The following is a 23,835-nucleotide window of genomic DNA, read 5'->3' as shown; positions in this document are numbered from 1 at the left end:
CGGCCAATTGGACCAGCCGATCATAACATTCAGCTGCAGATATTTGAAAGGCCGACCCTTCACACATTTCGTTGAATGCAAGCCGCCTGCCCAATCTGCGACAATCCAGAACCGCAGTTCGGCTTGTGCGCTGCGCCGAGCCCGGCTATCTCTGCCCGAAAGGAGCGGGTCATATGGCAAGACAGGCAGGGGCGTCCAGCGTTGAAATGGACGAGCGCGAGAAATCCAAACGCATCGGTGCACTGTCCGGGTTGTGGCCGTTCATGCTGCCCTATCGGATCTGGATATTGGCGGCGTTTTGCGCGCTGGTGTTCACTGCGGGCATTTCGCTGATCCTGCCAATTGCAGTGCGCCGGGTCGTGGATGGGTTTGGGGAAGCCACCACGCAACTGCTCGATAAGTATTTTCTGGCGGCTCTAGTGGTTGCCAGCTTGCTCGCCCTGGGGACCGGGCTGCGCTATTACCTAGTGACGCGGTTGGGTGAACGGGTCGTGGCCGATATTCGCAAAGCGGTCTTTGACCGTGTGGTCGGGATGAGCCCGTCTTTCTATGAAAACATCATGACTGGCGAGGTGCTGAGCCGCATCACCACTGATACCACGCTGATCCTGTCGGTGATCGGGTCGTCCGTTTCGGTAGCCTTGCGCAACGTCTTTATCTTTTTAGGCGGTATGGTCCTGATGTTGCTTACATCAGCCAAGCTGACGGGACTGGTTCTGTTGATTGTGCCGATTGTGATCGTGCCGATCATTGTTCTGGGCCGACGTTTGCGTGTGCTGGGTCGCGAGAACCAGGAATGGATCGCTAAAAGCTCGGGCAATGCATCCGAGGCATTGTTGTCCGTCCAGACCGTGCAAGCCTTCACCCACGAAGACCTGAGCCGTGGCGAGTTTTCCGGGCTGACCGAGGAAAGTTTCATTTCGGCCAAACGCCGGATTGGCACCCGTGCCGTGATGACAGTGATCGTGATATCGCTCATTTTCTCAGGCGTTGTGGGCGTGCTTTGGATCGGGATGCGCGACGTGACGGCGGGCAATATCTCGATCGGGGCGCTGGTTCAGTTCGTGATCTATTCGGTGATGGTTGCCGGTGCTGTCGGTGCGCTGTCCGAGATCTGGAGCGAATTGCAACGCGCCGCAGGCGCCACCGAGCGTCTGGTCGAACTTCTGAATGCCGAAGACGCGGTGAAAGATCCCACGAACCCGATTGCCATTACCGAGCGTCCGAAAGGCGAGATTGCATTCGAAGATGTCACCTTCCATTATCCCGCACGCCCCAATCAGGCTGCGTTGGAGGGCATTTCGCTGAACGTGGCACCGGGTGAAACGGTCGCGCTGGTCGGCCCGTCCGGGGCAGGTAAATCGACGATCATACAACTGATTCAGCGGTTTTATGACCCGGAAAGCGGCGCGGTGAAGCTGGATGGTGTCGATCTGCGCCAAATGCGCCGGGATGAGTTCCGCAAATACGTGGCGCTGGTGCCGCAGGACGCGGTGATCTTCGCAGCCTCTGCGCGTGAGAACATCCGGTTTGGTCGTCCCGATGCGACGGATACCGAGGTCGAAGCCGCTGCCCGCGCCGCGGCCGCCCATGAGTTTCTGGAGCGTCTGCCCGAAGGTTACGACACCTATGTAGGCGAACGCGGCGTGATGTTGTCGGGTGGGCAAAAGCAGCGCATTGCCATAGCTCGCGCGATACTGCGCGATGCACCGATCCTATTGCTGGACGAGGCCACATCGGCACTTGATGCCGAAAGCGAACGTTTGGTTCAACAGGCGGTGGACGAACTGGCCCAAGGGCGCACGACTTTGATTGTAGCCCACCGGTTAGCAACAGTGAAAAAGGCTGATCGCATTGTCGTCTTTGACGAAGGCCGCATCGTGGCCCAAGGCACACATGACGAGCTGGTGGCTCAGGATGGCCTTTATGCCCGTCTCGCGCGTTTGCAGTTTACCGAAGGCATGGCCTGAATCATTCACCGGCAAACCTCTCCTTGCGTCACCCAAAGTCGCCACGTCACGTCACACTTGCGGGGCATGTGTTTTGACCGCATTCTTGTGATCAAACGACCGCCCGTTGTTACGGGTGCAGGGGAGGAATAAGAATGTATGATTTTGGCTCGATGAAAGATCGTAATGCGGTCGAAGCCGAGATGAGTTGGGATGCGCGCGACAAGCCTGTTACGCTATATCAAATGTTGGAAAGGACGGCGAAGAACTTCCCGGATCGGCCTGCGGCATCGTATCAACTGACATCGGGACCAACGGACGCCAAGGAAACCGTCACATGGCAGCATATGCTTGATCGGTCCTGTCAGGCGGCAAACCTGTTTCGGTCGCTAGGAATAGGCGAAAAGGATGTCGTCGCCTTCCTTTTGCCCAACTGTAATGAGACGATTTACACCCTGATGGGGGGTGGCATCGCGGGTATCGTCAACCCAATCAACCCGCTTCTGGATGCCGAGCAAGTGTCTGGTATCCTGCGTGAAACCGGGGCCAAAGTGTTGGTCACGCTAAGATCTTTCCCGAAATCCGAAGTTGCGCAACTGGCGGCCAAGTCGGTGGCGATGGCCCCCGATATTCACACCGTGCTTGAGATCGACCTGAACCGTTATCTCAGCCCACCGAAAAGCTGGTTGGTACCGCTGCTGCGCCCCAAGAACCCGGTGGCGCATAAGGCCCGTGTGTTGGATTTTGTGACCGAGATGTCACGCCAAAATAAAACACTTGATTTCACCGACACGCCTGAAGATCGCGTGGCGGCCTATTTCCACACAGGCGGAACCACGGGCACGCCCAAGGTGGCGCAACACAAGTATTCCGGCATGGTCTATAATGGCTGGCTTGGGTCGAGCCTTCTGTTCGATGAAAACGATGTAATCATTTGCCCCCTGCCACTGTTCCACGTTTTTGCCGTGCATGTGATCTGGATGTCGGTCCTGATGGCTGGTAGCCACTTCGTTCACCCAACACCTGCAGGCTATCGTGGGGAAGGTGTGTTCGACAACTTCTGGAAACTGATCGAGCGCTACAAAGTCAGCTTTATGATCACTGTGCCAACGGCAATATCGGCCTTGATGCAACGCCCTGTGGATGCAGATGTTTCTTCGCTGAAGACCGCGTTTTCTGGCTCTGCCCCGCTGCCGATCGAGCTTTACAATCGGTTCGTTTCTGCCACCGGCGTCACAATCGTCGAGGGCTATGGGTTGACGGAAGCCACCTGCCTAGTGTCCTGCAACCCGCCGACGGGTGACAAGAAAGTCGGGTCAGTCGGGGTGCCGTTTCCCTACACCGACGTAAAAATTCTGTCTTGTGATGAAAGCGGCAATGTCCTGAAGGAGCATGAGGTGGACGAGGTTGGCGAGATCTGCCTGTCCAACCCCGGTGTATTTGCCGGCAACACCTATACGGAAGAGGCTAAGAACACGGGCCTCTTCGCTCAAGGTACCTATTTGCGTACGGGCGATCTGGGGCGACTGGATGAAGACGGTTATCTATGGATCACAGGTCGTGCCAAGGATCTGATCATCCGGGGTGGTCATAATATCGACCCCGCCGAGATTGAAGAGGTTCTGGCCGGTCACGATGCGGTCGCCTTTGTGGGTGCCATCGGTCAGCCTGACAGTTATTCTGGTGAATTGCCGTGTGCCTATGTGGAGCTGGTTGGCGGTGCGACAGCCACTACGGACGAGTTGATGGCCTATGCTAAGAAGCACATCCATGAGAAAGCCGCGCTGCCCAAGCATATCGAGATCTTGGACGAGTTGCCCAAGACCGCAGTTGGTAAAGTCTTTAAGCCTGACCTGCGCAAATCTGCGATAACCCGCGTTTATGACAAGGCGCTGGAAGATGCAGGACATGCGGCTCACGTTGTTGAAGTAATCGACGACAAGAAACGCGGGTTGGTCGCACGACTGCGCGCAACGGGGGACGTGGATCACGAGGCCGTGGCGCAGTGTCTGGGTGAATTTACCCGTCCGTTCGAATGGATGGACTGAGCCTACCTTTCACGAGACCTCAGCCAATGCAGATGTCATAAGTTGAAATTAAAAATGGCGCGCCGGTGTGGCGCGCCATTGTTTTGTCAGAGGTGCACTTGTTTAGAAGCGGAATGTGCCGCGCAACTGAACCGTGGTCGCATCAACGTCGATGCCGCTGCCGTTAAAGTCAGCGAATTCGTGATACAGGACTTCTGCGCCCAGATTGAACGAACTGGTGACACGATGTTCATAGCCCGCGCCAACGAAATAGCCGTCGCTGTCGCCCAACGTGTCGGTATAGGCGTTGGCATACCCGGCGGTCGCGTAAACCAGACCGTTGCCCATCTTGTAACCACCACGCGCTTTAACGCGTAGCACGTTTTCGAGCGTGGCAGCTCCAGCAAGATCCACATCGGCCCAGTCATAGTCAATTCCAACACCGGCAACCCAGTTGCCCATGTCAAAATCGTAACCAGCCGTCAAACCGCCAATGACGCCGTCGCCTTCAATTCCAGCGGCAGTGGTGCCAACATCGGCATACCCGATTTGAGCACCGATATATGCACCGGTCCAATCAGGTGTTGCGGCGGGAGCGGGAGTATAGGCGATTGTCGGCTCTGGCGTGGGATCTGCCATGCTACCAGCAAGTGCAGTCGAGGCAGACAGCGCAATGACTGCGGTTGTATAAGAAAACGTCTTCAACATATGTTCCATCCTCTCGTTTGATATGGCCCTAATACGAGGCTTAGGTGCCTCTGGATCACATTTAGGTGCAGAAGGGCGGGATGGAAGAGGGTGAGGCCGCGTGTCGCGCCTCGGTGGCGAGGTATTGCCAAACGACCTGATTGGTCGGTCGATCCTTGCCGATATGGTGAACAGGGCGCGGTTGTCGCGCCCTATTCACCGATTTTGTTTGCGTGGCTGCGGGGGGGGGTGCTCGGTCAGTGCAGCTTGCCAGACAGGTCGATAGACACGACCTGATTGTCAATTCCGTCGATTTCCATCACCCGGCCGGCTGCGCTGGTGTCCAACCCCAACCGCTTGGCCCAACGGGGCCAGTTGGCCGGGATCAGCCCCAGAACACGGGTTGCCCCCAGGTCACGGGCCGATTTCGTCATCTCGGAAATCAGATGCCCGTGGACAAGCCGGCGCACCCGTTGCGGCGTATCATGTGCTACGAAAACGCGGCTGCTTTCCCAGATGTTTTCGGCGACAGGCGCTTCTTCAAACAGCAGATCCGAAGGGATGGATTCGAGCAGCCCCAACTGCGCATCTCGGATCATATAGGTGTAGATACCGCACCGCGCCGTGGTTGGCGTCAGTCGTATGCCTGCCAGAACACGGCCAAATTCATGGACTGCCACCCAGCGGCTGGCCGGTGTGTCGTACTGGTCAAACTCCATTCCCAGAGCCTCGGGAAGGTCCCAGCGGTTCTGAATGATAAAACTTTGCCGTCTAGCGCGAAGTAGATTGGCAAATAACTCGCCATGGTTGTGTAGATTGGCGAAAGAAAGTGTGGTCGTCTGCATGACATCCTCCAGTTTGGTTGCAAAAAAACGGGAAGCACGCTCAGGCGACAGCCGGGTCTAGATTAGACGGTAGTCCTTAGCTCTTTGGATGGCCTCGGCCGAGGTGCGTGCAAATAACTTCTTACGGGCAGAGGACAGTCGCGCTTTCAACGCACTTTCCGAGATACCCAGCACAACCGCACCGGCCGCATAACGTTCGCCGGATGCTAGCACCTGAAGTGCCTCGATCTCGGCTTTTGTCAGCGTATCGGGGGGTTGTGAAACATGGTGAAGCCGAAGCACGACACCGCTGATCGCGGCAATCTCTTCATCGGTGAATTCCCGGTCAGCCCGGGCCAAACCTGCAACTGTCCGTGACGAGATTTCGCCACAGGACACGCAGACGCCATAGACCAGCCCATGACGTGCGGCATCTTTCAAGATGCCGAACGGATCGGGCAGGTCAATATCGCTCCAGCGTGTGGCACCAGTGCGCGATATGCCCCAGGCGATCATTGGGTCACGCAGCGCATAGGCATTGCGTGTGTAATGATCGGACCAGGTTTGTGGGTATGTTTGGAAGGTCAAGAGGGGGGCGGCAAAACGAATGTGCAGCCCGACGAAATATCCCGCCGAGGCCATAGGTCCCAATTCATTCAGCAGCGAGTCGATCGCTTGATTCCGGCTCATGGTTAAATTTTGGTTACACCGAAGAGAAACACAACCCTAAATTGCACAAGAGAACGCGAAACAATCTGTAAATGTGTCGCAAAACCTTGGCACGTCAAGCTGTCACCGATCAAAAGCGGATGCAAGCCTTAGCAAAAAATTGGTCGGGGCGATCAATCTAGGGTTGTTTATTGTTGCCCCACTGTTGCCCCTATGCGAACAATAGCGGCACACGGCGCGTATAGCACAGCATTAGATGTCCTATGCGCGTCACATGAACACAGTGGGTTGACCGGGTGCGGCAAGCTGAGGAAAGCTCGCCAAAGACTCGTTCGCATTTGAAACAGGTCTGAAGTCGGCCTGGGTCGCTTCGGCGATGGATTGAAGTGACGCCTGCAACTCTGCGTCACTCAGGTTTTGCCAGTCAGCTTTTAGGCTGATGAAACCACGTGATTTCAGGTCTTCACACAATGGTGCCAAACGAAGTTCACTGACCAACGTGAATCCCGCACGTCGATCGCCGGACCGTGCCCAGAACCGCCCAAGATGCGAGATCGCCACGGTGTTGTTCACCCCATAAAGCCGCCCTTGTTGCGCCATGTGCCTGGCATCATGTCCCGGACGACGCTGGACGACACCAACAGATAGATCAGAACGCCCCGTGAAATTAACCAAATGAAACGGGCTTCCATCCGGACCAAGGATATGCGTTGCCGACATGTAGTGACGCAACTGATCCTCCCAAGAATGATCTTGAGGATGGAAGATCGTATACCCCTCGTCTTGCAAGAGCGTTTCCAGGGTGTGTTCCCCCAGGAAAATGCGGCCCAACTTGTCAAACTGACCAGACCGAGAGATGTAGAGTTTTCTATGCGGCGTCGGCTCGAAATCGCGTCTGATATGCCTTTTGATGAACTCGCGCATCTCGGGGGAAGATAGCATAAGCCGCCCAAGCCCGTTTCCCTGTGGCGGAATGACAAGTTTTTCCACGCGGTAAAACTCGTCGCAAATCTTGAACTTGACGTCGACATCCATCACCTTTGACAGGTTCGAAAACATACCGGCCGCGCTGTCCTTGTGATCGTTGTAGGTCGGGAAGAAAAGCACACCATCAAGCGGATGCGAAACGTGGTCCAATGCCCACAACCGAGCGAAGGTTTCCGTCAGAAAATGCCCGAAGTGTGGGTTGAAACGCCCACCAAACAACCAAGTCCCTTCCAGTGTCTTGATCCTGTTGCGCCGTGGATGAGAACGAAAGGTCGTGGCCGGCTTTTGGTGAGTTAACCAGCAGGTCGCTTCAGGCACCTGATTGCGATGCTGATCAAAAACCGACGCGGCAATCTGATGACCCTGGCTTCGGGGCGTCTTGGCAAGCACGGCGTTCTTTTTCGTAATGATACCTTCTGCCAGAGCCCTGTGGGGGTCGAGGTCATAGCTTTGCTGCTGAGTTGGTCCACTGCTGATCTGTGAATAATCAGGTTGGAGCTTCAACCTTTCGGGCCGCTTGAATGACGCCACCTGCCCTTTGGATGTCGTGCGATCCAGCTCAAATCCCTTGGCTTTCAACAGCGTGAAAATCTGTTTTCGACCTTCCAAGCCATAGACCTTCGGGTGCAATTCAAGCATGACCAACTCAACATCAGAAAGGTTGGCTCCGGTCAGGAAATCCAGTTCACCACCCTCAATATCCATGATTAGGACATTGTGAGGGAAGTCATTTGAAATATCGTCATAGTGTCTGGTTTCGACCCTGATCCGACGCGCTTCGGGTTCGTTGTTTTCCCCGGACAAGCGTGATCCCAGGAAATTGGTCCGAACGTGAAAATCCATATGGTCCGGCTGGTCCTGTCCAGTCACCACGATCCTGTTCGTGACCGATGCGACCGCATCCAACTGATTATGCGCATAGATCATGCGAATATGTTCGATTAGGTCCGGATTGGCTTCAAATGATCGTAGTTCAATGTCCCGGATGTTCTTGGCGAACACGGACCCAACAATGCCCGAGCCCGCACCCAACTCAAGGATTCGATCACCCGGCCTCAGATTGGCAAGTCCGAACTCGACCTCTGGGCGTTCATATTCACCGCTGCGGATTCGGCGCAGGATCGCAGGCTTCAGATGAGGTGCCTTAAGGACATCAACCCCATTGATGGTCGCAACCACTTTCGGGTGTGGGCTATCGGACTTTGTTTGAATGGAGGGGGCATCAACCATGAAGAACTCGCTCGATATCGTAATGACTTCAGCAGATCGAAGCCCGTGCCAAAAACTAGCGGGTCGTTTAACATGAGTAAACAGACGGTGTGCTGCACCTCTTCAACGGCCTAGGGCGCTTTGCCAATTAGCGCAAATGGGTGGTGATGATGGGTTTGGGGGGGCTGAAGCGAGGATTCAATAGAAACTGCAGCGAACGCTGGGAATTGGGTGTACGTTTGAGCGCAGAATTCGCAGACAGAACTCAAGAAACATTAGTGGATCGCCCGAGGCCATTCACCCGCGCCCAAAAGGTAGATCATTGATTTTTAGATGGAAACATGGTGCTGCTGGAGAGAATTGAACTCTCGACCTCTCCCTTACCAAGGGAGTGCTCTACCTCTGAGCTACAGCAGCGTCCTGTCGTGGGCGGCTGATTAGCTCTAATCCGAGCGCGACGCAAGCGCATTCTGGACCCTTTTTTGAACCTGCGTTACAGAAGGGGATATGGAGCGTAAGAAGACACCCCAAAAACCCCCAAAAAAAGGGGCGGATCGTGACAAGCGGCTGAAAGCTGCGCTGAAGGCCAACATGGCACGGCGCAAATCACAGGCGCGCGCACGGGCGGACAACGGGGCTGATCGGTCGCGAACAGAAAAAGACCAATAGAAAAGGCGGGCAGATGGATTCGATAGTTGTGACCGGTGGTGGTGAACTGCACGGCGAAATACCCATTGCGGGGGCGAAGAACGCGTGTCTGACGCTGATGCCGGCAACGCTGTTGTCCGAGGAACCCTTGACGCTGACAAACGCGCCGCGTCTGTCGGATATCAAAACGATGACCGAATTGCTGGCATCGCTGGGGGCCGAGGCGACATCCATGCAGGATGGGCAGGTCCTGGCGATGTCGTCGCATGACATCAACAACCACGTGGCAGATTATGACATCGTGCGCAAAATGCGCGCGTCGAACCTTGTGTTGGGCCCGATGCTGGCGCGGTTGGGCCATGCCGTGGTGTCGCTGCCGGGGGGCTGTGCAATCGGCGCGCGTCCGATGGACTTGCATATTTTCGGACTGGAAAAGCTGGGCGCCGAGATTGAGTTGAAAGATGGCTATCTGCACGCCAAAGCACCGCGTGGTCTAAAGGGGGCCGAGATCGAACTGGCATTTGCGTCGGTCGGGGCAACGGAAAACATCCTGATGGCGGCGACGCTGGCCAAAGGCACGACCTTCATTCGCAACGCCGCGCGCGAGCCAGAGATTGTGGATCTGGCGGATTGCCTGCGCAAGATGGGGGCGCAGATCGACGGCGACGGTACGTCCGAGATCGTCGTTCAGGGCGTGGACCGCCTGCACGGGGCAACGCACCCCGTCGTCACAGACCGGATCGAACTGGGCACCTATATGCTAGCCCCGGCGATAGCTGGTGGCGAGGTTGAATGTCTTGGCGGACGCATCGATCTTGTAAAAAGTTTTGTCGAAAAACTGGATGCGGCGGGCATACAGGTTGAAGAGACCGAGCGGGGACTGAAGGTCGCGCGCAAAAACGGGCGAGTGTCGGCGATCGACGTGACCACCGAACCTTTCCCCGGCTTCCCGACCGATTTGCAAGCCCAGATGATGGCAATGCTCTGCACTGCCGACGGCACATCCGTCCTGCACGAGACCATCTTTGAAAACCGCTTTATGCACGCGCCTGAATTGACGCGAATGGGTGCGAATATCGAAGTGCATGGCGGCACGGCGACCGTGCATGGGGTCAAGAAGTTGAAAGGCGCACCGGTCATGGCGACCGATTTGCGGGCTTCCGTGTCGCTGATCCTTGCCGGGATGGCTGCAGAGGGCGAAACGGTGGTCAGTCGCGTCTATCACCTTGATCGAGGGTATGAGAAAGTTGTGCGTAAGCTGTCCTCGATCGGGGCCAAAATTGAACGGATCAAAGAATGAGCGATACAAACCAGGACGCACGGTTCGAAGACGGGGCAGAGGCCCCACTTCGCCTGATTGCGATGGACGAGGATGACCTGCAGGTGATCAGCACGCTGGTGCAGGATGCAGTATTCCCAGCATCGGAAATCGCGTGGGATGCGCGCCATCGACGCTTTGCACTTCTGCTGAATCGTTTCCGGTGGGAGGACGCGCCAGCCGCTAAAAGAAAAGGGCGACCGGTCGAGCGCGTTCAAACGGTGCTTTCTATCGCGGATGTTCTAAAAGTGCAAAGCCAGGGCGTGAACCGCGGTGAAAAGGATTTGATTTTGTCGCTTTTGTCTCTGTCCTTTAATGCGGGTAAAGACGGAATGGGACGATTGGAACTGGTTTTGGCGGGCGACGGAGCGATTGCGCTGGAGGTTGAAGCATTGGATGTCACCCTTCAGGACGTCACCCGTCCCTACATCGCGCCATCGCGTCACACGCCCGAACATCCGGAATAACTTATGCCCCAGTTTCTGAACTCCAAAGACGCTGACTTCGAGGCGCGATTTGTCGACCTGCTTTCGATGAAACGCGAAGATAGCCCGGAAGTCGATGACATCGTGGCTGGCATCATCGCAGACGTGCGCGCCCGTGGGGATGAGGCGGTGATCGATCTGACCTCGAAGTTCGACCGGCTAGACCTGACGCCCGCCACTCTACGGTATTCACCGGAAGAGATCGAAGCAGAATGCGCTAGAGTTTCGGAAGCAGACCGTGCCGCGTTGGAACTGGCCGCTGGTCGCATCCGCGCCTATCACGTGCGCCAGATGCCAAGTGATGACCGTTGGACAGATGAAGTCGGGGCAGAACTTGGTTGGCGCTGGTCTGCGGTGTCTGCTGCAGGGCTTTATGTGCCCGGTGGTTTGGCGAGCTATCCGTCCTCGGTCTTGATGAATGCAATCCCGGCCAAGGTGGCAGGGGTGGAACGGCTTGCGATTACAGTGCCGACACCGGACGGCGTCGCCAACCCGCTGGTGCTTCTAGCGGCGCGTATTGCGGGCGTGGATGAAGTCTATCGCATCGGGGGTGCACAAGCCGTGGCTGCGCTGGCTTATGGCACGGAAACGATTGCGCCGGTGGACAAGATCACCGGACCGGGCAACGCTTTTGTTGCCGCCGCCAAACGCCGGGTGTTCGGCAAGGTAGGCATCGACATGATTGCCGGCCCGTCCGAGATTTTGGTGATTGCGGACGCCGACAATGATCCCGATTGGCTGGCGCTGGATCTGATGAGCCAGGCCGAACATGACGAAAGCGCGCAGTCCTTGCTGATCACCACCGATGAGGGCTTTGGTCGAAAGGTGGCCGAGGCGGTGGACAAACGGCTTGAAACATTGGGACGACGCAAGATCGCAGACGCAAGCTGGCGTGATTTCGGTGCTGTGATCACCGTCGCGGACCTAGACGAAGCTGCCGCGCTGTCCAATCGGATCGCGCCCGAACATCTTGAACTATGCGTCGCCGACCCCGATGCCATTTCGGCCAAGTGTATCCATGCCGGCGCGATTTTCCTTGGCCAATGGACGCCCGAAGCCATTGGCGACTATGTCGGCGGCCCGAACCACGTTCTGCCCACCGCACGGTCCGCCCGGTTCAGCTCTGGCTTGTCAGTAATGGATTTTCTGAAACGCACCACTCTAGCACGCATGACCCCTGCGGCGCTGTCCGCCATTGGCCCCGCGGCCGAAACGCTTGCCAATTCCGAAAGCCTTGAAGCACACGGTTTGTCCGTGCGCGCACGGCTTGACGCCCTTAACGATTGACCCTCAGAGTGCCCAATATGACCACAAACCGTATCAACGACATCCTGATCGACGACAGCGGTCTAGCCGCACCCACACCCGCGATTGAACAGGAACGCAAGGTAGCCATCTTCGACCTTCTGGAAGATAACAGCTTCGAGCTGACCGGTCGGGATGATCAGACCCCGCCGGATGGCCCGTATGATCTGGGCTTGTCCATTCGCGAGAAACGTCTGGTCGTGGAAGCCAAGACAGAGAATGGCAATCCCGCCGCCGAGTTCCACCTGTCCCTTGGCCCGTTTCGTCAGGTGGTGAAAGACTATTTCGCGATCTGCGAAAGCTATTTTGACGCCGTAAAGAAGTTACCACCAAGTCAGATTGAGGCCATCGACATGGCCCGGCGGGGCATTCATAACGAAGGCGCGCGGGTGTTGCAGGAACGGCTTGAGGGCAAAGCCATCGTTGATATCGACACGGCGCGTCGGCTGTTCACCCTGATCTGTGTCCTGCACTGGGGCTAAGCATGTCCGAGGATCGCCCCCAATCGGTGCTGTTCTGTTGCGACCACAATGCTGTGCGTTCGCCCATGGCCGAGGGGATGATGAAAGCCTTTTATGGACATGATATTTATGTCCAATCCGCTGGTGTTCACAGTGATATGGATATCGACGGATTTTCTGTATCGGTCTGTCAGGAGTTGGGGATCACCCTGACCAATCACCGGGTGCGCAGCTTTGACCAGATGGAAGAATGGGGAGATGATTTGTCCAGCTTTGATCTTGTTGTGGCTTTGTCACCAGCAAGTCAGCGGCGCGCGTTGGAACTGACACGGCTGTTCCATCTGGAGGTCGAATACTGGCCGATTCTTGATCCCTCAGGGCTTGGCACACGTCGGGACGAGAAGTTGGCCGCTTATCGCCAAACCCGTGATCAAATTCGCGGTCATATCCTTGATCGCTTTGGCCCACCACAGCCGCAAGATGATGAAACCGAGGACTAATCGCCTGGCAAGCCGGATTTCCCTTGAAAATCTGAAAGTTTGGCCCCATTTAGTAGGCGCTCACGACGGGTGAGTGAAAATACAGGAGTGAACATGGCCAAGGAAGAACTGCTCGAATTCCCCGGTGTCGTGAAGGAACTCCTGCCGAATGCGACATTCCTGGTCGAGCTGGAAAACGGCCATACGATTATCGCTCATACGGCAGGAAAGATGCGCAAAAACCGCATTCGCGTTCTGGCAGGCGACAAGGTGCAGGTCGAAATGACCCCCTATGATCTGACCAAGGGTCGGATCAACTACCGCTTCAAGTAAGCGGTCTGCCGGGCATGACTCGCCCCAAGCTGATTCTGGGCTCAGGCAGCCCAAGACGGGCCGAGTTGCTGGGGCAGCTCGGCCTTGTTGCGGATGATGTTCGCCCGCCTGACGTGGACGAAACGCCTATCGCGGGTGAACGGCCGCTGGCCTATTGCCGCCGGATTGCCGCTGCAAAAGCGGCCGCGATGGCTGTCGCCGATGACGAGGTCGTTCTGTGTGCCGACACCACCGTCGCGCTGGGCCGTCGCATCATGGGCAAGCCCGAGGACGCGGGGCAGGCCGCCGCGTTTCTGCTGGCCTTGTCCGGGCGCCGTCACCGGGTCATTACATCTGTCGCTGTGCGCAATACCCACCAGACATGGGCGCGCGATGTGGTGACCACCGTGAAATTCAAACGGCTGTCGGATGTTGAGTTAAACGCCTATCTTGCGTCTGACGACTGGCGTGGCAAGGCGGGGGCCTATGCCATCCAAGGGCCAGCCGGTGCCTTCGTAACATGGCTTCAGGGCAGTTACACGGCAGTTGTTGGCCTGCCCGTCGCCGAAACCGCAAACCTGTTAGTGGCGGCAGGATACCCGATCTATGGAGAGCGCACATGAAGGGCAGCGTGATTGCGCTTGATCGCTACAAAGGGCGACTGGCTGCGGCTCATATCGTCGATGGACGGCTGGAAGATCTGCTGATCGAACCGCCTGATAGTGTGACGTTGCCAGGTGCGACCTTCCGCGCGATCTGCGACCGCCCGTTGAAAGGGCAGGGGGGCATGATGTTGCGTCTGCCGGACGGGGAAACAGGGTTTTTGCGTCAAGGCAAGGGGTTGAAGCCCGGCCAACCCATTCTGGTGCAGGTCACTGGATTTGCCGAGGGTGGGAAAGCCATTCCTGTAACGCAGAAGCTGTTGTTCAAAAGCCGATTTGCAATCGTGACTCCGGATGCACCCGGTATCAACGTCAGCCGCGCAATACGAGAAGACGAAGAACGTGTGCGCCTGTTGGACATCGCACATGAGGTGATGGATGGCGCGGATGAGGGTTTGATCCTGCGTTCGGTCGCCGTTACCGGTGCGGATGATGAGATTGCTGACGATATCTCGCAAATGCTGGAGTTGTCGCGGACTGTGCGTGCGGATGCAGAAGGGCAAGCGCCCGAACTGCTGCTTGATGGGGCTGATCCCCATCATCAGGCTTGGCGGGAATGGGCGACGCCTGATCAGTTGGACGATCGCGAAGGAGCGTTTGACCGCCACGGCGTTGTCGATTTGATCAATGAAGTCCTCAGTGCTCGGGTGCCACTATCCGGTGGTGCTTTTGCCTTTGTCGAACCCACCCGTGCCTTGGTGGCTGTGGATGTGAATACCGGAGGTGACACCAGCCCGGCAGCGGGTCTGAAAGCCAATATCGCGACGGCCCAAGCACTACCGCGTGCCTTACGGTGCCGGGGTCTTGGCGGGCAGATCGTCGTCGATTTTGCACCCAGCCCCAAGAAGGATCGGCGCCAGATCGAACAAGCGCTGCGTACCGCCTTTCGCGCCGATGGGATTGAGACATCGCTGGTTGGCTGGACCACGCTGGGCAACTTTGAGCTTCAGCGAAAGCGGGAGCGGATGAGCCTGCGCACCTGTCTGGAGGGCCTTAAATGAGTTGCCCTGTTTGTGAGAAAAAGACCCACGCGACCTACCGCCCCTTCTGCTCGCGACGGTGTGCCGATGTTGATCTGGGACGCTGGTTGAACGGCTCATATGCCGTGCCTTCCGAGGACCCCAACGACCTTGAGGAAGCCGCCGAAGTGCTGTCTCGTGCCGCCCCTTCGGAAAGTCACGGCCCACACTGAGAAACCTGCATTTTCCCTCTGGACACCACTTTCCCCCCCGTCTACAACCCGCCCACCCGAACGATGAACCGTTCACCCATGCCCGGGTAGCTCAGGGGTAGAGCAGTGGATTGAAAATCCTCGTGTCGGTGGTTCGATTCCGCCCCCGGGCACCACACTGAACATCAGGGATGTATCAAGAAACTATCTCGTATCGGAGATAGTGGGTCGTATCGCCCCATCTCTTTCGTTTTTCGCAACACAGGTGCAATATTTGCAGCTGACTTGTGGCCAAACTAGCCTCTACGAGCTTGAGTGGAAGTCCCTTGCGCTTCGGACAGTGAAGAAATCATACAGCGATAGAGTCCATCATTGTTCTTTGAACGCCCGTGTCATGCTGTCGACCAATGGCCTTGCAATATACTGGGCGAACGTTCGCTCGTCTGTTTGGATCATGACTTCGGCTGGCATGCCAGGCGTTGGGATAAAGTCGGCGACGCGGTTCAGTTCTTCAGGCGATAAAGAAACGCGCGCGACAAAAACTTCGCGTGTCACTCCGTTTGCGGTATCCGAAATGGCATCGGCCGAAACATATTCGACCGTGCCATCAAGCACTGGTGTTGTCCGTGCGTTTAGCCCCGTCAGTCGCACGACGGCATCCTGTCCAAGATGTACACTATCAACGTCTGTTCGAAGAATAAGTGTTTCGACGATGAGTGGCGCGCTTGACGGCAAAATTTCGGCAATGGGTTTCCCAGTCTCGATAACCCCACCAGGCGTAAAGTAATGTAAGCGCACTACGGTGCCGCTCACCGGGGCAACTACTTCGGACCGGGTTAAAACATTCTCTGCTTTTCGGTATTTCTCACGCACACTTTCAAGTTCGGCCTGGATGACTTGCAGTTCATCCAATGCGGTTTCACGATACAGGCTACGCACCTTCTCGATCTGGGTTTTATGCTTCAGCATAAGCTGTTCGTTCTCATGAACTTCAGCTTGAAGCCGCCCGACCTGGCCTTGCGCCTCGACTTTAGCACGCAGCAAAGCATTAACCTCGGACTGGCGAATAAGACCGCCTGCGAGCAGTTTGCTTTTGTCGGCGTGTTCCTGGTCAAGCAACTCGATCATCTCAAGGTGAGAATCGTGTTGAATTTGGTAGCCATTCATACGGATTTGGAGCGCATTGATGTTGCGCTCCAAAAGCGCAAGATCGTTGTTAAGCGACGAACGGGCGACGTTAAATGACAACCTTTGGCCATCCAGAATAGACGCTATTTCAAAGTCTTCCCGCGCATTGCGAGTAAGCTCTTCGGAAAACTCCAGTTCATCAAGTTCACCGTATTCAGCTGCAAGTCTTGCTACTGTCGCCTCTAGTCTGGACTTGCGAATTTGCAACTCGCGGCGATTGGCCAACGCAGCGGTCTCATCAAGGGTAAGTAAGGTATCACCCGCTTGGATCATGTCCCCTTCGCTGACCAGAATCTCGTGGATAATACCACCTTCGAGGTGCTGAACGATCTTGTTACGGCCGGTAGCGACGAAGCTGCCCTGAGCAATGACAGCGGCTGCGAGTGGCGCTCGAAATGCCCATGCTCCAAAACCTCCAAAGGTGATCACCAAAAGAAGCAGCCCAAATGTTACAAGCTTGGATATCGAGCGGGGAACTTTGTCGTGCCACTCTTGAACAACTATAGCATTGGCTTCGTTGGTCATTTTATGATTGCTCCCCCAGTGGTTTGGGTGGCTGTTGACGGGCGCGTTGATCTTCTCGGATCCGCTGCAGTACATTATCCCGGGTTCCGAACAGTGCGATTGTGCCGTCGGTCAACAACATAATCTTGTCTACGACATCCAGAAGGGCCGGTTTCTGTGTGATAACCACAACGGTAATCTTGTTGCGACGTGCGTGTTCGACTGCGCGCGCCAGAGCTTTGTCACCTGCCGCATCCAAGTTCGAGTTCGGTTCATCCAGCACAACCATTCTTGGGTTGCCGAAGAACGCACGCGCCAGCGCGATGCGCTGTTTTTGCCCGCCGGACAACGGCGAGCCATCCGCGGCCACCATCGTCTCGTAACCCTGCGGAAGGTTTGCAATCATCTCGTGAACATCAGCCAATTTGGCCGCTTCATAGATTTGCTCGTCGGTTGCGTCGCTGCGCATTCGACCGATGTTGTCTTTGATCGATCCAGGAAAAAGCTGAACGTCCTGCGGCAGATATCCAATGCTCTCGCCAAACTGCCTCGGCTCCCAATTGCGCAGATCCATCAGATCAAGCCGCACATTCCCGGACGTGGGAAGGATTGATCCGACCAGCATCTTTCCAAGTGTTGTCTTTCCTGCGCCGGAGTTGCCGATAATGGCCAGGCTTTCGCCGGGGTTCAGTTGGAAGCTCAATCCATTGAGAACGACTTGCTTGGTGCCCGGTGGGACGAACAACAATCGCTCGACATCCAGGCGCCCCTCGGGACGGGGCAATCGAAGTTTCTCGAACTGAAGTTTGGAGTTCTGTAGCAAGGTTCGAATGCGGCCATAGGCGCCGCGGGTCAGGATAAATGCGTTCCAGCCCTCAATCGAGCCTTCGATTGGCGCCAAAGCGCGACCAGCAATGATCGACGCAGCAATCACCATGCCACCCGTGATCTCGCCTTGAATCGCCAGATAGGCACCCCAGCCAAGCATCCCGATCTGGGTTAAAAGACGTACGCCCCGCGAACAGGCTGACGAGATGATGTTGCGATCCTGCGCCCGGACTTGTGCCGTCAGCGACGCGGCCGTGTCCTTGCCCCAGATCGACACGGCTTCGGGAATCATTGCCAGCGCGTTGATGATCTGGCTGTTTCGGGACATCGAATCCAAGTGCATGTTAGCTTTGGATTGCGCAATGTTGGCTTCCGCAAAGGGCTTTGCGGTGGTCTTTTGATTTATGATTGCGATGAGCAATAGCAACAGGGATGTGACGATCACGATCATTCCCAGTTGTGGATGCACAAGGAAGATGGCGAGTATGAACAGGGGTGCGAAAGGAACGTCAAGGAACGAGATCAGCGTGCCCGACACGATAAACCCGCGCAACTGCTGAAGATCGCCAAGCGTTTGATATTCGCGGCCTGTCCCGTTCAGCGACGCCGCCGCAGCAGCACTCAAGATCGGTGTGCCGAGCTTCGCTGCCACCTCAACTGCGGTTCTCATCAGTACGAAACGTCGCACTGCGTCGAAGACGGCCTGAAGAATGACTGCACCAGCAATCACTATTGTAAGCATGATCAATGTGTCAGTGGATCGGCTGGTTAACACACGGTCGGAAATCTGAAACAAATAGATCGGGATTGCAAGGATCAGGACATTGGTCGCGCAAGTCATTAGCATCACGAAAAGCAGGTTGCCCCACACGGCTGTCATACCGTCCTTTAGGCTTTGCGAAAAATCCTGGGGGCCAATCCTCTTGTGGAAGTTTGCGCCACCACCACCACCACCTCCATTTCCGCCGCCGGGGCGCTCGGGTGGTGGTGTGGTCTTGTTCGACACCGGCTCGTTGGCTTTTTCCTCGATTGTCATACCCATGCCCGTACCGTCCAGTTTGGCGGTTCGGGGCTTTTGGGTTTCGACGCGGTCAACAGCCTTCAAAACCAGTCTTGGCTTTGAGGGTGTTTCCGGGTCGCGGACACGGTTCGCCGCATTTGCCATCAAATTACTCACTTTAAATAAACTAGGTCGTCATCGTTTGCATCACGTCCAGCGCGGAGCCGCCGGTATGCGCATCGTTGTTGAATCCTGCTGAATCGAGCGTTTCTGAAACTGAATCCGGGATCATATCGTCGGCCAAAAATGCCACCGCTTCACTTGCTAATCCCGTCATTCCAACGCCTGTTGGGTTGGCATCCGAATCGATCAGTTCGGCTTGGTACAGCAGCGCGTCGCTGTAGTAATCACCACCCACCATCACATCCGAGTCAAAACCTGTCTCCATGATCGATGCTGTGTTGGTCATCAGATTGGATCCGGTGGTGATTGAGACCGGCACATCATCTAGGGCCGACGAAACCGCATCCATCGCCATGTGAACCTGATCCTGATCGCCCATATAATTGACCTGATCCACAATATTCATCTGGGTCAGATTACCGTCGATATAAAGAACTTTTAGATCGTCCTGCCCTTCGAAATATTTGCTTTTCGCAACCGTTTCGGACAGATCTTTGGCACCCTTTTTCAAATCCTTCAGTGCGGTTTTAAATTCCTTGAGCATGTCGACCTGGGTGTCGATACCTGCTTTCTTGATCTCGGCCTCGTTGCGAAGAACATTGTCGTGCCCCGATATCGCTGCGTCTTTCAAGCCATCACCTGAGAAATGGTCGCCATCCATCAGAACGTTGGTTTGGTTAATCACATTCATCGACAGCATCGTGCCGCCCACAAAAATCAAGTCATAACCATACCCAAATTCACCAGCATCAGCGAGGTTGTAGGTCAGGTTTTCACCCGTCACGATCGACGTAGAATTGGCGGAAAAGGTCAGCTCCAATCGGTCTGCATCCATCACGAATGTATGCTGCTTTATGAAGTTTGTGACCGTCACATCACCTTCCAACCGCACGACATTCCAGTTGTCGGGATAATCTGTCGCCACCGCAGCTTTCGTTTCGAACCCGTCGGGAGCTTCCCGGCTGTCAATCTGGGTGGTGGCGATGTTGTGCGCCTGAGATGAGGCGCTTGAATCGTTCAAAATGGTGCCTTCGTATTGGTCCGTGTCCGACAGCACATTGACCTGTGAAACGGCGTTCAGGTTGATCACGTTACCTTCCACGGCAATAACGCCAGCATCTATCCAGCTTGTCTGGACGGTGGCTTGATTGTGGGCCTCGTTCGCACCGGTACTGACGTTGTGCTCTGCGTTGATAACTGTGGAAAACTCGTCGTTGTCTCTGTCGTGAAACGCGTCGTCCTTATCGTGGCCGGACAGCCTGTCGGGATCTTCTTCCCCGTCTTGCTTGTCGCGCTTCGCCTTGATGAATTCGGGCAGTTGATCTTCAAACTTGGGTGCTTCCTCAACAAGGGTGCCATTCACGTAAACGCCTTCCGTCTCTTCGTCCTCGATGATGGTGACGCTAAGACCGTCAATATCGGGGGCTTCAATGGCGTTAATAATCTCAACGAACGGCAGTGCGCTGTCCGGGTCAGCAATGATTTCTGCGACAAGACCATCGGTTGACCAAGGCTGCAACGCCTCGGCCAGTTCGATTGCCGTATCAAGTTCCGAATAGAACCCTTCGAGCGATTGGAAGCCAGCCGCATCGACATCACCAATAACGTCGTTGTCATGAAGCTGGATTGACTGAAATGTCACCGTAACAGCCGAAGATGGCAAAGGCACATAGGGCAAGATAGTGATGCTGCCCATTATGAAATGCACAGAGGCACCATCGGCGATCGGAACAGGTGCAGTGGAGTTGCCGTCTTCAGCGTCAACTGCTGGCAGGGCAGGGACCGCGAATACTGACGTTCCGCTGCTTTCGGACGGCAAAACGGAGCTCGGACTGACCGTGTATTGTGAGTGGGGTGTAAACTCGCCAGATTGGTAAGGCGCTTTGGTATCGACGGGTGCAAAAGCAAGGTCACCTGTCTCGACCGCTTTCTTCTCCATCTTGAATTCAAAGTATTCTTTTCTAAGCCGGATCTCTTCTTCAGCCAAATGGAAGAGACCAATGAAATGAGCGATGGACTCTGTTGTTTGGTCAAGGCTCATGGCTACGTCAACTCCTAACTAGAGAATGAAAAACAATGAAACCTGATACTGAAGGTGTCCGGGGCCAACGCGGCCCCGGACGTTGGTATCTTATCCGTCGTTCGAGTCGTCGCCGACATATGTCGAGCTCATCGACCCGCCGACAACAGTCATGTCGACCGTGTTGCCAAGGACGTTGGCGCCCATCACGATGCTCTGGTTGAACGCAGCGGTGTCAACCACTGCCGCGGCAGAGGCATAGGATTCGCCGGTGACATAGCCGTCGTCACCATTGCCTGAACCCCACGAGCCGCCATCGGCCATTCCGCTTGCACCATTGGTGGCAGTGCCACCCATGCCGGACATGCCGCTGGCATCAGCTGCGCCGCCAGTTGAGGTGCCACCCATAGCATCGCCGGTGTAGCCACCGGTTGCCGTGGCTGCGCCACCCATTCCGCCGTCACCGCTGGTTGCAGTGTTGGTGCCGCCAGATTGGCCATCAGCGCTGGTCGATGACGTCTGATCGTTATTCGCAGCACCGCCGTAGCCCGAGATGGCTTCTGCCATGCTGTCGGCCGATCCGTCAGTGTAGGAATCCGAGAAGACATCAGCCAGACCACCGTCGCCAGTGTCAGCTGTCGAGCTCGAGGTTCCGTCGACATCGTTCAAGGAGTCAGCACGACCATCAGCGTTGCCGCCCAGTCCACCGTCACCCATGCCGCCGTCGCCGCCGTCACCCATGGCACCGTCGCCACCCGGGCCTTGGCCGCCGTCACCGGCTGCACCTGTGGCACCAGCACCACCGGGGCCTTGACCACCAATGCCGCCGTCGCCCATGGCACCAGCGCCGCCCGGGCCCTGGCCGCCTTCGGCACCGTTAGCCGCAGCACCAGCACCGCCGGGTCCTTGGCCACCGTCACCGGCTGCACCGTCGCCACCGTCACCGGTTGCACCAGCACCGCCTGGACCTTGACCACCGGTTGCTTCGGCGCCGTCACCCGCGTCACCGCGTGCACCGTTTCCGCCGTCACCACCAGCACCAGCGCCACCAGCACCCATGCCACCGTCACCGCTGGCATCCGCGTCGCCGTCGCCGCTGCCGTCGCCATCAGCGTCGGCATTGCCGCCAGCATCCGAAGCACCGCCTGCATCAGCAGGGCCATTTCCGGAAGTTGCGGTTGGATCGCCAGCCGTGGCACCTGCACCTGCAAGATTCAGGAGCCCAAGCCCGGCCGCGGCACCAGCTGCGGCACCAGATGCAGCACCGGCGTCGCCGCCGTTTCCAGTTGCATCATTGTCGCTCGAGGCGTCGTTGTCGGCGCTGGCGTCGTTGTCGCTGAAGCCCGTGTTGCTGGTGCTGGCATTTGCGTTACCGTCACCGCCGGGGCCATTGCCGCCGTCGCCGCCGTCACCGTCGCCACCATCACCACCATCACCGCCGGATCCGCTTCCGCCGACTGCGTAGCCACCGGTGCCATTGCCACCGTCGCCACCATCGCCGCCGTCACCGTCACCGCCGCCGCCGTCGCCGCCGGTGCCATCACCGCCATCGCCGCCATTGCCAGTGGTAGATGCGCCACCAGTTCCGTTGCCGCCTGCGCCGCCGTTGCCACCGCCAGCATTGCCACCCTGGGCATTGCCGCCGTTGCCGCCGTCACCGCCGCCGCCGTCACCACCGGTGCCGTCACCGCCGTCACCGCCGTCACCGCCGCTACCGTCTCCGCCGTCACCGCCGGTGCCGTAGCCGCCGGTGGCATTGCCAGCTGCATTGCTGCTGATAGAGCCGTCATTGGCGTCACTTTCAGAGTCGGAATCTCCGCTGTCTCCGCCAGTGCCTTCTGTGTTGTTGTCACTGCTGACGTCAGTGGTCGCGTCGCTGGTGGCATCTGCGGATCCGCTGTCGCCACCGTCGTTGTCGCTGTTGTTGCCGCTAATGCCGAGACCAAGACCAAGGCCAAGGGCAGTTGCGCCACCACTAGCGCCACCGTCGCCGGCCGTGGAGTCAGTGTCACCACTGTCACCGCTTGTACCGCCGGACGCATGAGACATACCACCAAGGGCCATGCCGCCGTGCGCATCTCCGCTAGAAGCGTCTGCGTGTCCGCCGCCGTCACCGGACGCGGTATCATTGCTAATGCCATCACCGGCAGTTGCGGCGCCACCATTGGCGTTACCGTTCTGAGTGAAGTCGCCATCGTTGGAAACATTGGCTGCGCCAAGGTGGTCGTCATCTGACAGGTACGCTTCCTGCACGTTGACGATTCCTGTGTCATTACCCGCGCCAAAATTAGCGTTGGTCAGGATGTCGCCGATGTCGTCACCAGGATCCAGCGCGATGTCACCACCAGCGGTCACAACGTTTTCGACGGTTCCATCTTTAACATCAATGTCCACGACATCATCGTCGCGTGGAATCCACTCGCCGCCGCCAAAATCGATATTGACCGCGTTAGAGTTGTCGTTGCTGTCGTCACCGCCATTGCTCTGGCTCTGATCGGAGTTTGAGCTGGTCTGCTGCTGCTGACCCTGCTGCTGACCCTGATCTTGACCCTGGCCTTGGTCTTGACCTTGCCCCTGATCGTTCGAGTTGTTGTTCTCGTCAGTGGTATCGACATTTTGCTGCTGCTGTTGCTGCTGCGCGTCGATGTCTACATCCGCTTCTCTGATATGGACATCGGCGTCAACGTCGACATCAACATTTTCAACGTCAACTTCGCCGATGGCGAATTGGTTGTTGTTTGAGTGTCCTCTATCTCTAGACATAACTAAATTCCTCTACTGATGCCCAATGACGCCACCAGTCTGTCCAAAGTGGCCAATCGGTGAGCATGTTTGATTTTAGGATTTTGAGATTTCGGATGAGGCACCTTGCAAAGCAAAATGTGTCCCACCCACTGAATGCTCAGTTCGTGGTCATCA

19 protein-coding genes and 2 tRNA genes are annotated in these 23,835 nt (G+C 56.6%); 12 read left to right on the top strand and 9 right to left on the bottom strand.

What is annotated here, in order from left to right:
* Positions 1–173 precede the first annotated feature (173 nt).
* Both MWU51_RS09875 and MWU51_RS09870 read left to right on the top strand, forming a co-directional pair.
* Positions 174–1,970, top strand: coding sequence for an ABC transporter transmembrane domain-containing protein (locus tag MWU51_RS09875; RefSeq protein ID WP_247036844.1), 1,797 nt, complete (start codon positions 174–176; stop codon positions 1,968–1,970).
* Positions 1,971–2,104: 134 nt separating this feature from the next.
* A complete protein-coding gene (locus MWU51_RS09870; protein ID WP_247036842.1) occupies positions 2,105–3,997 on the top strand; it encodes an acyl-CoA synthetase in 1,893 nt (630 codons plus the stop codon).
* 102 nt (positions 3,998–4,099) lie between these two features.
* On the opposite strand, the gene MWU51_RS09865 is transcribed toward MWU51_RS09870, so the two are convergent.
* The 5 genes from MWU51_RS09865 to MWU51_RS09845 form a co-directional block, all read right to left on the bottom strand.
* A complete protein-coding gene (locus tag MWU51_RS09865) occupies positions 4,100–4,684 on the bottom strand; it encodes an outer membrane beta-barrel protein (protein WP_247036840.1) in 585 nt (194 codons plus the stop codon).
* A 236-nt stretch (positions 4,685–4,920) separates the two neighbouring features.
* A complete protein-coding gene (locus MWU51_RS09860; protein WP_247036839.1) occupies positions 4,921–5,508 on the bottom strand; it encodes an acyl-homoserine-lactone synthase in 588 nt (195 codons plus the stop codon).
* Positions 5,509–5,565: 57 nt separating this feature from the next.
* Positions 5,566–6,177: an autoinducer binding domain-containing protein gene (locus tag MWU51_RS09855; protein ID WP_247036836.1), complete on the bottom strand. Its 612-nt coding sequence runs from the start codon at positions 6,175–6,177 to the stop codon at positions 5,566–5,568.
* Between the two features lie 249 nt (positions 6,178–6,426).
* On the bottom strand, positions 6,427–8,373 hold the full coding sequence (locus MWU51_RS09850; protein WP_247036830.1) for an FkbM family methyltransferase: 1,947 nt from the start codon (positions 8,371–8,373) through the stop codon (positions 6,427–6,429).
* 321 nt (positions 8,374–8,694) lie between these two features.
* Positions 8,695–8,769: transfer RNA gene (locus tag MWU51_RS09845), tRNA-Thr, on the bottom strand.
* A gap of 265 nt (positions 8,770–9,034) precedes the next feature.
* On the opposite strand from MWU51_RS09845, the gene murA reads away from it, so the two are divergent.
* From murA to MWU51_RS09795, 10 genes are all read left to right on the top strand, one after another.
* Positions 9,035–10,300 (top strand): UDP-N-acetylglucosamine 1-carboxyvinyltransferase, encoded by a 1,266-nt coding sequence (murA, locus tag MWU51_RS09840; protein ID WP_247036827.1) that lies wholly within the window; start codon positions 9,035–9,037, stop codon positions 10,298–10,300.
* Positions 10,297–10,785 carry a DUF2948 family protein gene (locus MWU51_RS09835; protein ID WP_247036825.1) on the top strand — a complete coding sequence of 163 codons (489 nt, stop codon included), beginning with the start codon at positions 10,297–10,299 and terminating at the stop codon, positions 10,783–10,785. Before murA ends, MWU51_RS09835 begins: the two co-directional genes overlap by 4 nt.
* Before the next feature lie 3 nt (positions 10,786–10,788).
* Positions 10,789–12,090, top strand: a complete 1,302-nt coding sequence (gene hisD, locus MWU51_RS09830) for a histidinol dehydrogenase (RefSeq protein WP_247036824.1) — start codon at positions 10,789–10,791, stop codon at positions 12,088–12,090.
* Between the two features lie 17 nt (positions 12,091–12,107).
* The gene (locus MWU51_RS09825; RefSeq protein WP_247036822.1) at positions 12,108–12,590 is read left to right on the top strand and encodes a UPF0262 family protein; all 483 of its coding nucleotides are present in this window, start codon (positions 12,108–12,110) and stop codon (positions 12,588–12,590) included.
* 2 nt (positions 12,591–12,592) lie between these two features.
* Positions 12,593–13,069, top strand: coding sequence for a low molecular weight phosphatase family protein (locus MWU51_RS09820; RefSeq protein WP_247036818.1), 477 nt, complete (start codon positions 12,593–12,595; stop codon positions 13,067–13,069).
* A 93-nt stretch (positions 13,070–13,162) separates the two neighbouring features.
* Positions 13,163–13,381, top strand: a complete 219-nt coding sequence (gene infA, locus MWU51_RS09815) for a translation initiation factor IF-1 (protein ID WP_008186030.1) — start codon at positions 13,163–13,165, stop codon at positions 13,379–13,381.
* Positions 13,382–13,395: 14 nt separating this feature from the next.
* A complete protein-coding gene (locus MWU51_RS09810; RefSeq protein ID WP_247036816.1) occupies positions 13,396–13,983 on the top strand; it encodes a Maf family protein in 588 nt (195 codons plus the stop codon).
* Complete coding sequence (locus MWU51_RS09805; protein ID WP_247036815.1) at positions 13,980–15,023, top strand: ribonuclease E/G; 1,044 nt, start codon at positions 13,980–13,982, stop codon at positions 15,021–15,023. The genes MWU51_RS09810 and MWU51_RS09805 overlap by 4 nt, the downstream gene beginning before the upstream one ends.
* Positions 15,020–15,214: a DNA gyrase inhibitor YacG gene (gene yacG, locus MWU51_RS09800; protein ID WP_247036813.1), complete on the top strand. Its 195-nt coding sequence runs from the start codon at positions 15,020–15,022 to the stop codon at positions 15,212–15,214. The genes MWU51_RS09805 and yacG overlap by 4 nt, the downstream gene beginning before the upstream one ends.
* An 80-nt stretch (positions 15,215–15,294) precedes the next feature.
* Positions 15,295–15,369: transfer RNA gene (locus MWU51_RS09795), tRNA-Phe, on the top strand.
* 193 nt (positions 15,370–15,562) lie between these two features.
* Here the strand turns inward: MWU51_RS09795 and MWU51_RS09790 are convergent.
* The 4 genes from MWU51_RS09790 to MWU51_RS09775 all read right to left on the bottom strand — a co-directional run bounded on the left by MWU51_RS09790 (position 15,563) and on the right by MWU51_RS09775 (position 23,679).
* Complete coding sequence (locus MWU51_RS09790; RefSeq protein WP_247036809.1) at positions 15,563–16,906, bottom strand: HlyD family type I secretion periplasmic adaptor subunit; 1,344 nt, start codon at positions 16,904–16,906, stop codon at positions 15,563–15,565.
* A 1-nt stretch (position 16,907) separates the two neighbouring features.
* Entirely contained in the window at positions 16,908–18,878 is a 1,971-nt protein-coding gene (locus MWU51_RS09785) for a type I secretion system permease/ATPase (RefSeq protein WP_247036807.1), read from the bottom strand.
* 22 nt (positions 18,879–18,900) lie between these two features.
* Positions 18,901–20,937 (bottom strand): hypothetical protein, encoded by a 2,037-nt coding sequence (locus MWU51_RS09780; protein WP_247036805.1) that lies wholly within the window; start codon positions 20,935–20,937, stop codon positions 18,901–18,903.
* Between the two features lie 90 nt (positions 20,938–21,027).
* Positions 21,028–23,679 (bottom strand): hypothetical protein, encoded by a 2,652-nt coding sequence (locus MWU51_RS09775; RefSeq protein ID WP_247036803.1) that lies wholly within the window; start codon positions 23,677–23,679, stop codon positions 21,028–21,030.
* Positions 23,680–23,835 lie beyond the last annotated feature (156 nt).

The organism is Aliiroseovarius sp. F47248L (genome assembly GCF_023016085.1).
Classification (GTDB): Bacteria; Pseudomonadota; Alphaproteobacteria; order Rhodobacterales; family Rhodobacteraceae; genus Aliiroseovarius.
The sequence above is the reverse complement of the archived record's forward strand: the minus strand, read 5'-3'. Positions and strand labels throughout refer to the sequence as shown.

Coding starts and splice junctions, on each gene's coding strand:
- MWU51_RS09785 (WP_247036807.1), bottom strand. CDS start 18,878: ATGGCAAATGCGGCGAACCGTGTCCGCGACCCGGAAACACCCTCAAAG.
- MWU51_RS09810 (WP_247036816.1), top strand. CDS start 13,396: ATGACTCGCCCCAAGCTGATTCTGGGCTCAGGCAGCCCAAGACGGGCC.
- yacG (WP_247036813.1), top strand. CDS start 15,020: ATGAGTTGCCCTGTTTGTGAGAAAAAGACCCACGCGACCTACCGCCCC.
- MWU51_RS09780 (WP_247036805.1), bottom strand. CDS start 20,937: ATGAGCCTTGACCAAACAACAGAGTCCATCGCTCATTTCATTGGTCTC.
- MWU51_RS09870 (WP_247036842.1), top strand. CDS start 2,105: ATGTATGATTTTGGCTCGATGAAAGATCGTAATGCGGTCGAAGCCGAG.
- MWU51_RS09775 (WP_247036803.1), bottom strand. CDS start 23,679: ATGTCTAGAGATAGAGGACACTCAAACAACAACCAATTCGCCATCGGC.
- MWU51_RS09825 (WP_247036822.1), top strand. CDS start 12,108: ATGACCACAAACCGTATCAACGACATCCTGATCGACGACAGCGGTCTA.
- MWU51_RS09820 (WP_247036818.1), top strand. CDS start 12,593: ATGTCCGAGGATCGCCCCCAATCGGTGCTGTTCTGTTGCGACCACAAT.
- murA (WP_247036827.1), top strand. CDS start 9,035: ATGGATTCGATAGTTGTGACCGGTGGTGGTGAACTGCACGGCGAAATA.
- infA (WP_008186030.1), top strand. CDS start 13,163: ATGGCCAAGGAAGAACTGCTCGAATTCCCCGGTGTCGTGAAGGAACTC.
- MWU51_RS09860 (WP_247036839.1), bottom strand. CDS start 5,508: ATGCAGACGACCACACTTTCTTTCGCCAATCTACACAACCATGGCGAG.
- MWU51_RS09835 (WP_247036825.1), top strand. CDS start 10,297: ATGAGCGATACAAACCAGGACGCACGGTTCGAAGACGGGGCAGAGGCC.
- MWU51_RS09850 (WP_247036830.1), bottom strand. CDS start 8,373: ATGGTTGATGCCCCCTCCATTCAAACAAAGTCCGATAGCCCACACCCG.
- MWU51_RS09855 (WP_247036836.1), bottom strand. CDS start 6,177: ATGAGCCGGAATCAAGCGATCGACTCGCTGCTGAATGAATTGGGACCT.
- MWU51_RS09865 (WP_247036840.1), bottom strand. CDS start 4,684: ATGTTGAAGACGTTTTCTTATACAACCGCAGTCATTGCGCTGTCTGCC.
- MWU51_RS09875 (WP_247036844.1), top strand. CDS start 174: ATGGCAAGACAGGCAGGGGCGTCCAGCGTTGAAATGGACGAGCGCGAG.
- MWU51_RS09790 (WP_247036809.1), bottom strand. CDS start 16,906: ATGACCAACGAAGCCAATGCTATAGTTGTTCAAGAGTGGCACGACAAA.
- hisD (WP_247036824.1), top strand. CDS start 10,789: ATGCCCCAGTTTCTGAACTCCAAAGACGCTGACTTCGAGGCGCGATTT.
- MWU51_RS09805 (WP_247036815.1), top strand. CDS start 13,980: ATGAAGGGCAGCGTGATTGCGCTTGATCGCTACAAAGGGCGACTGGCT.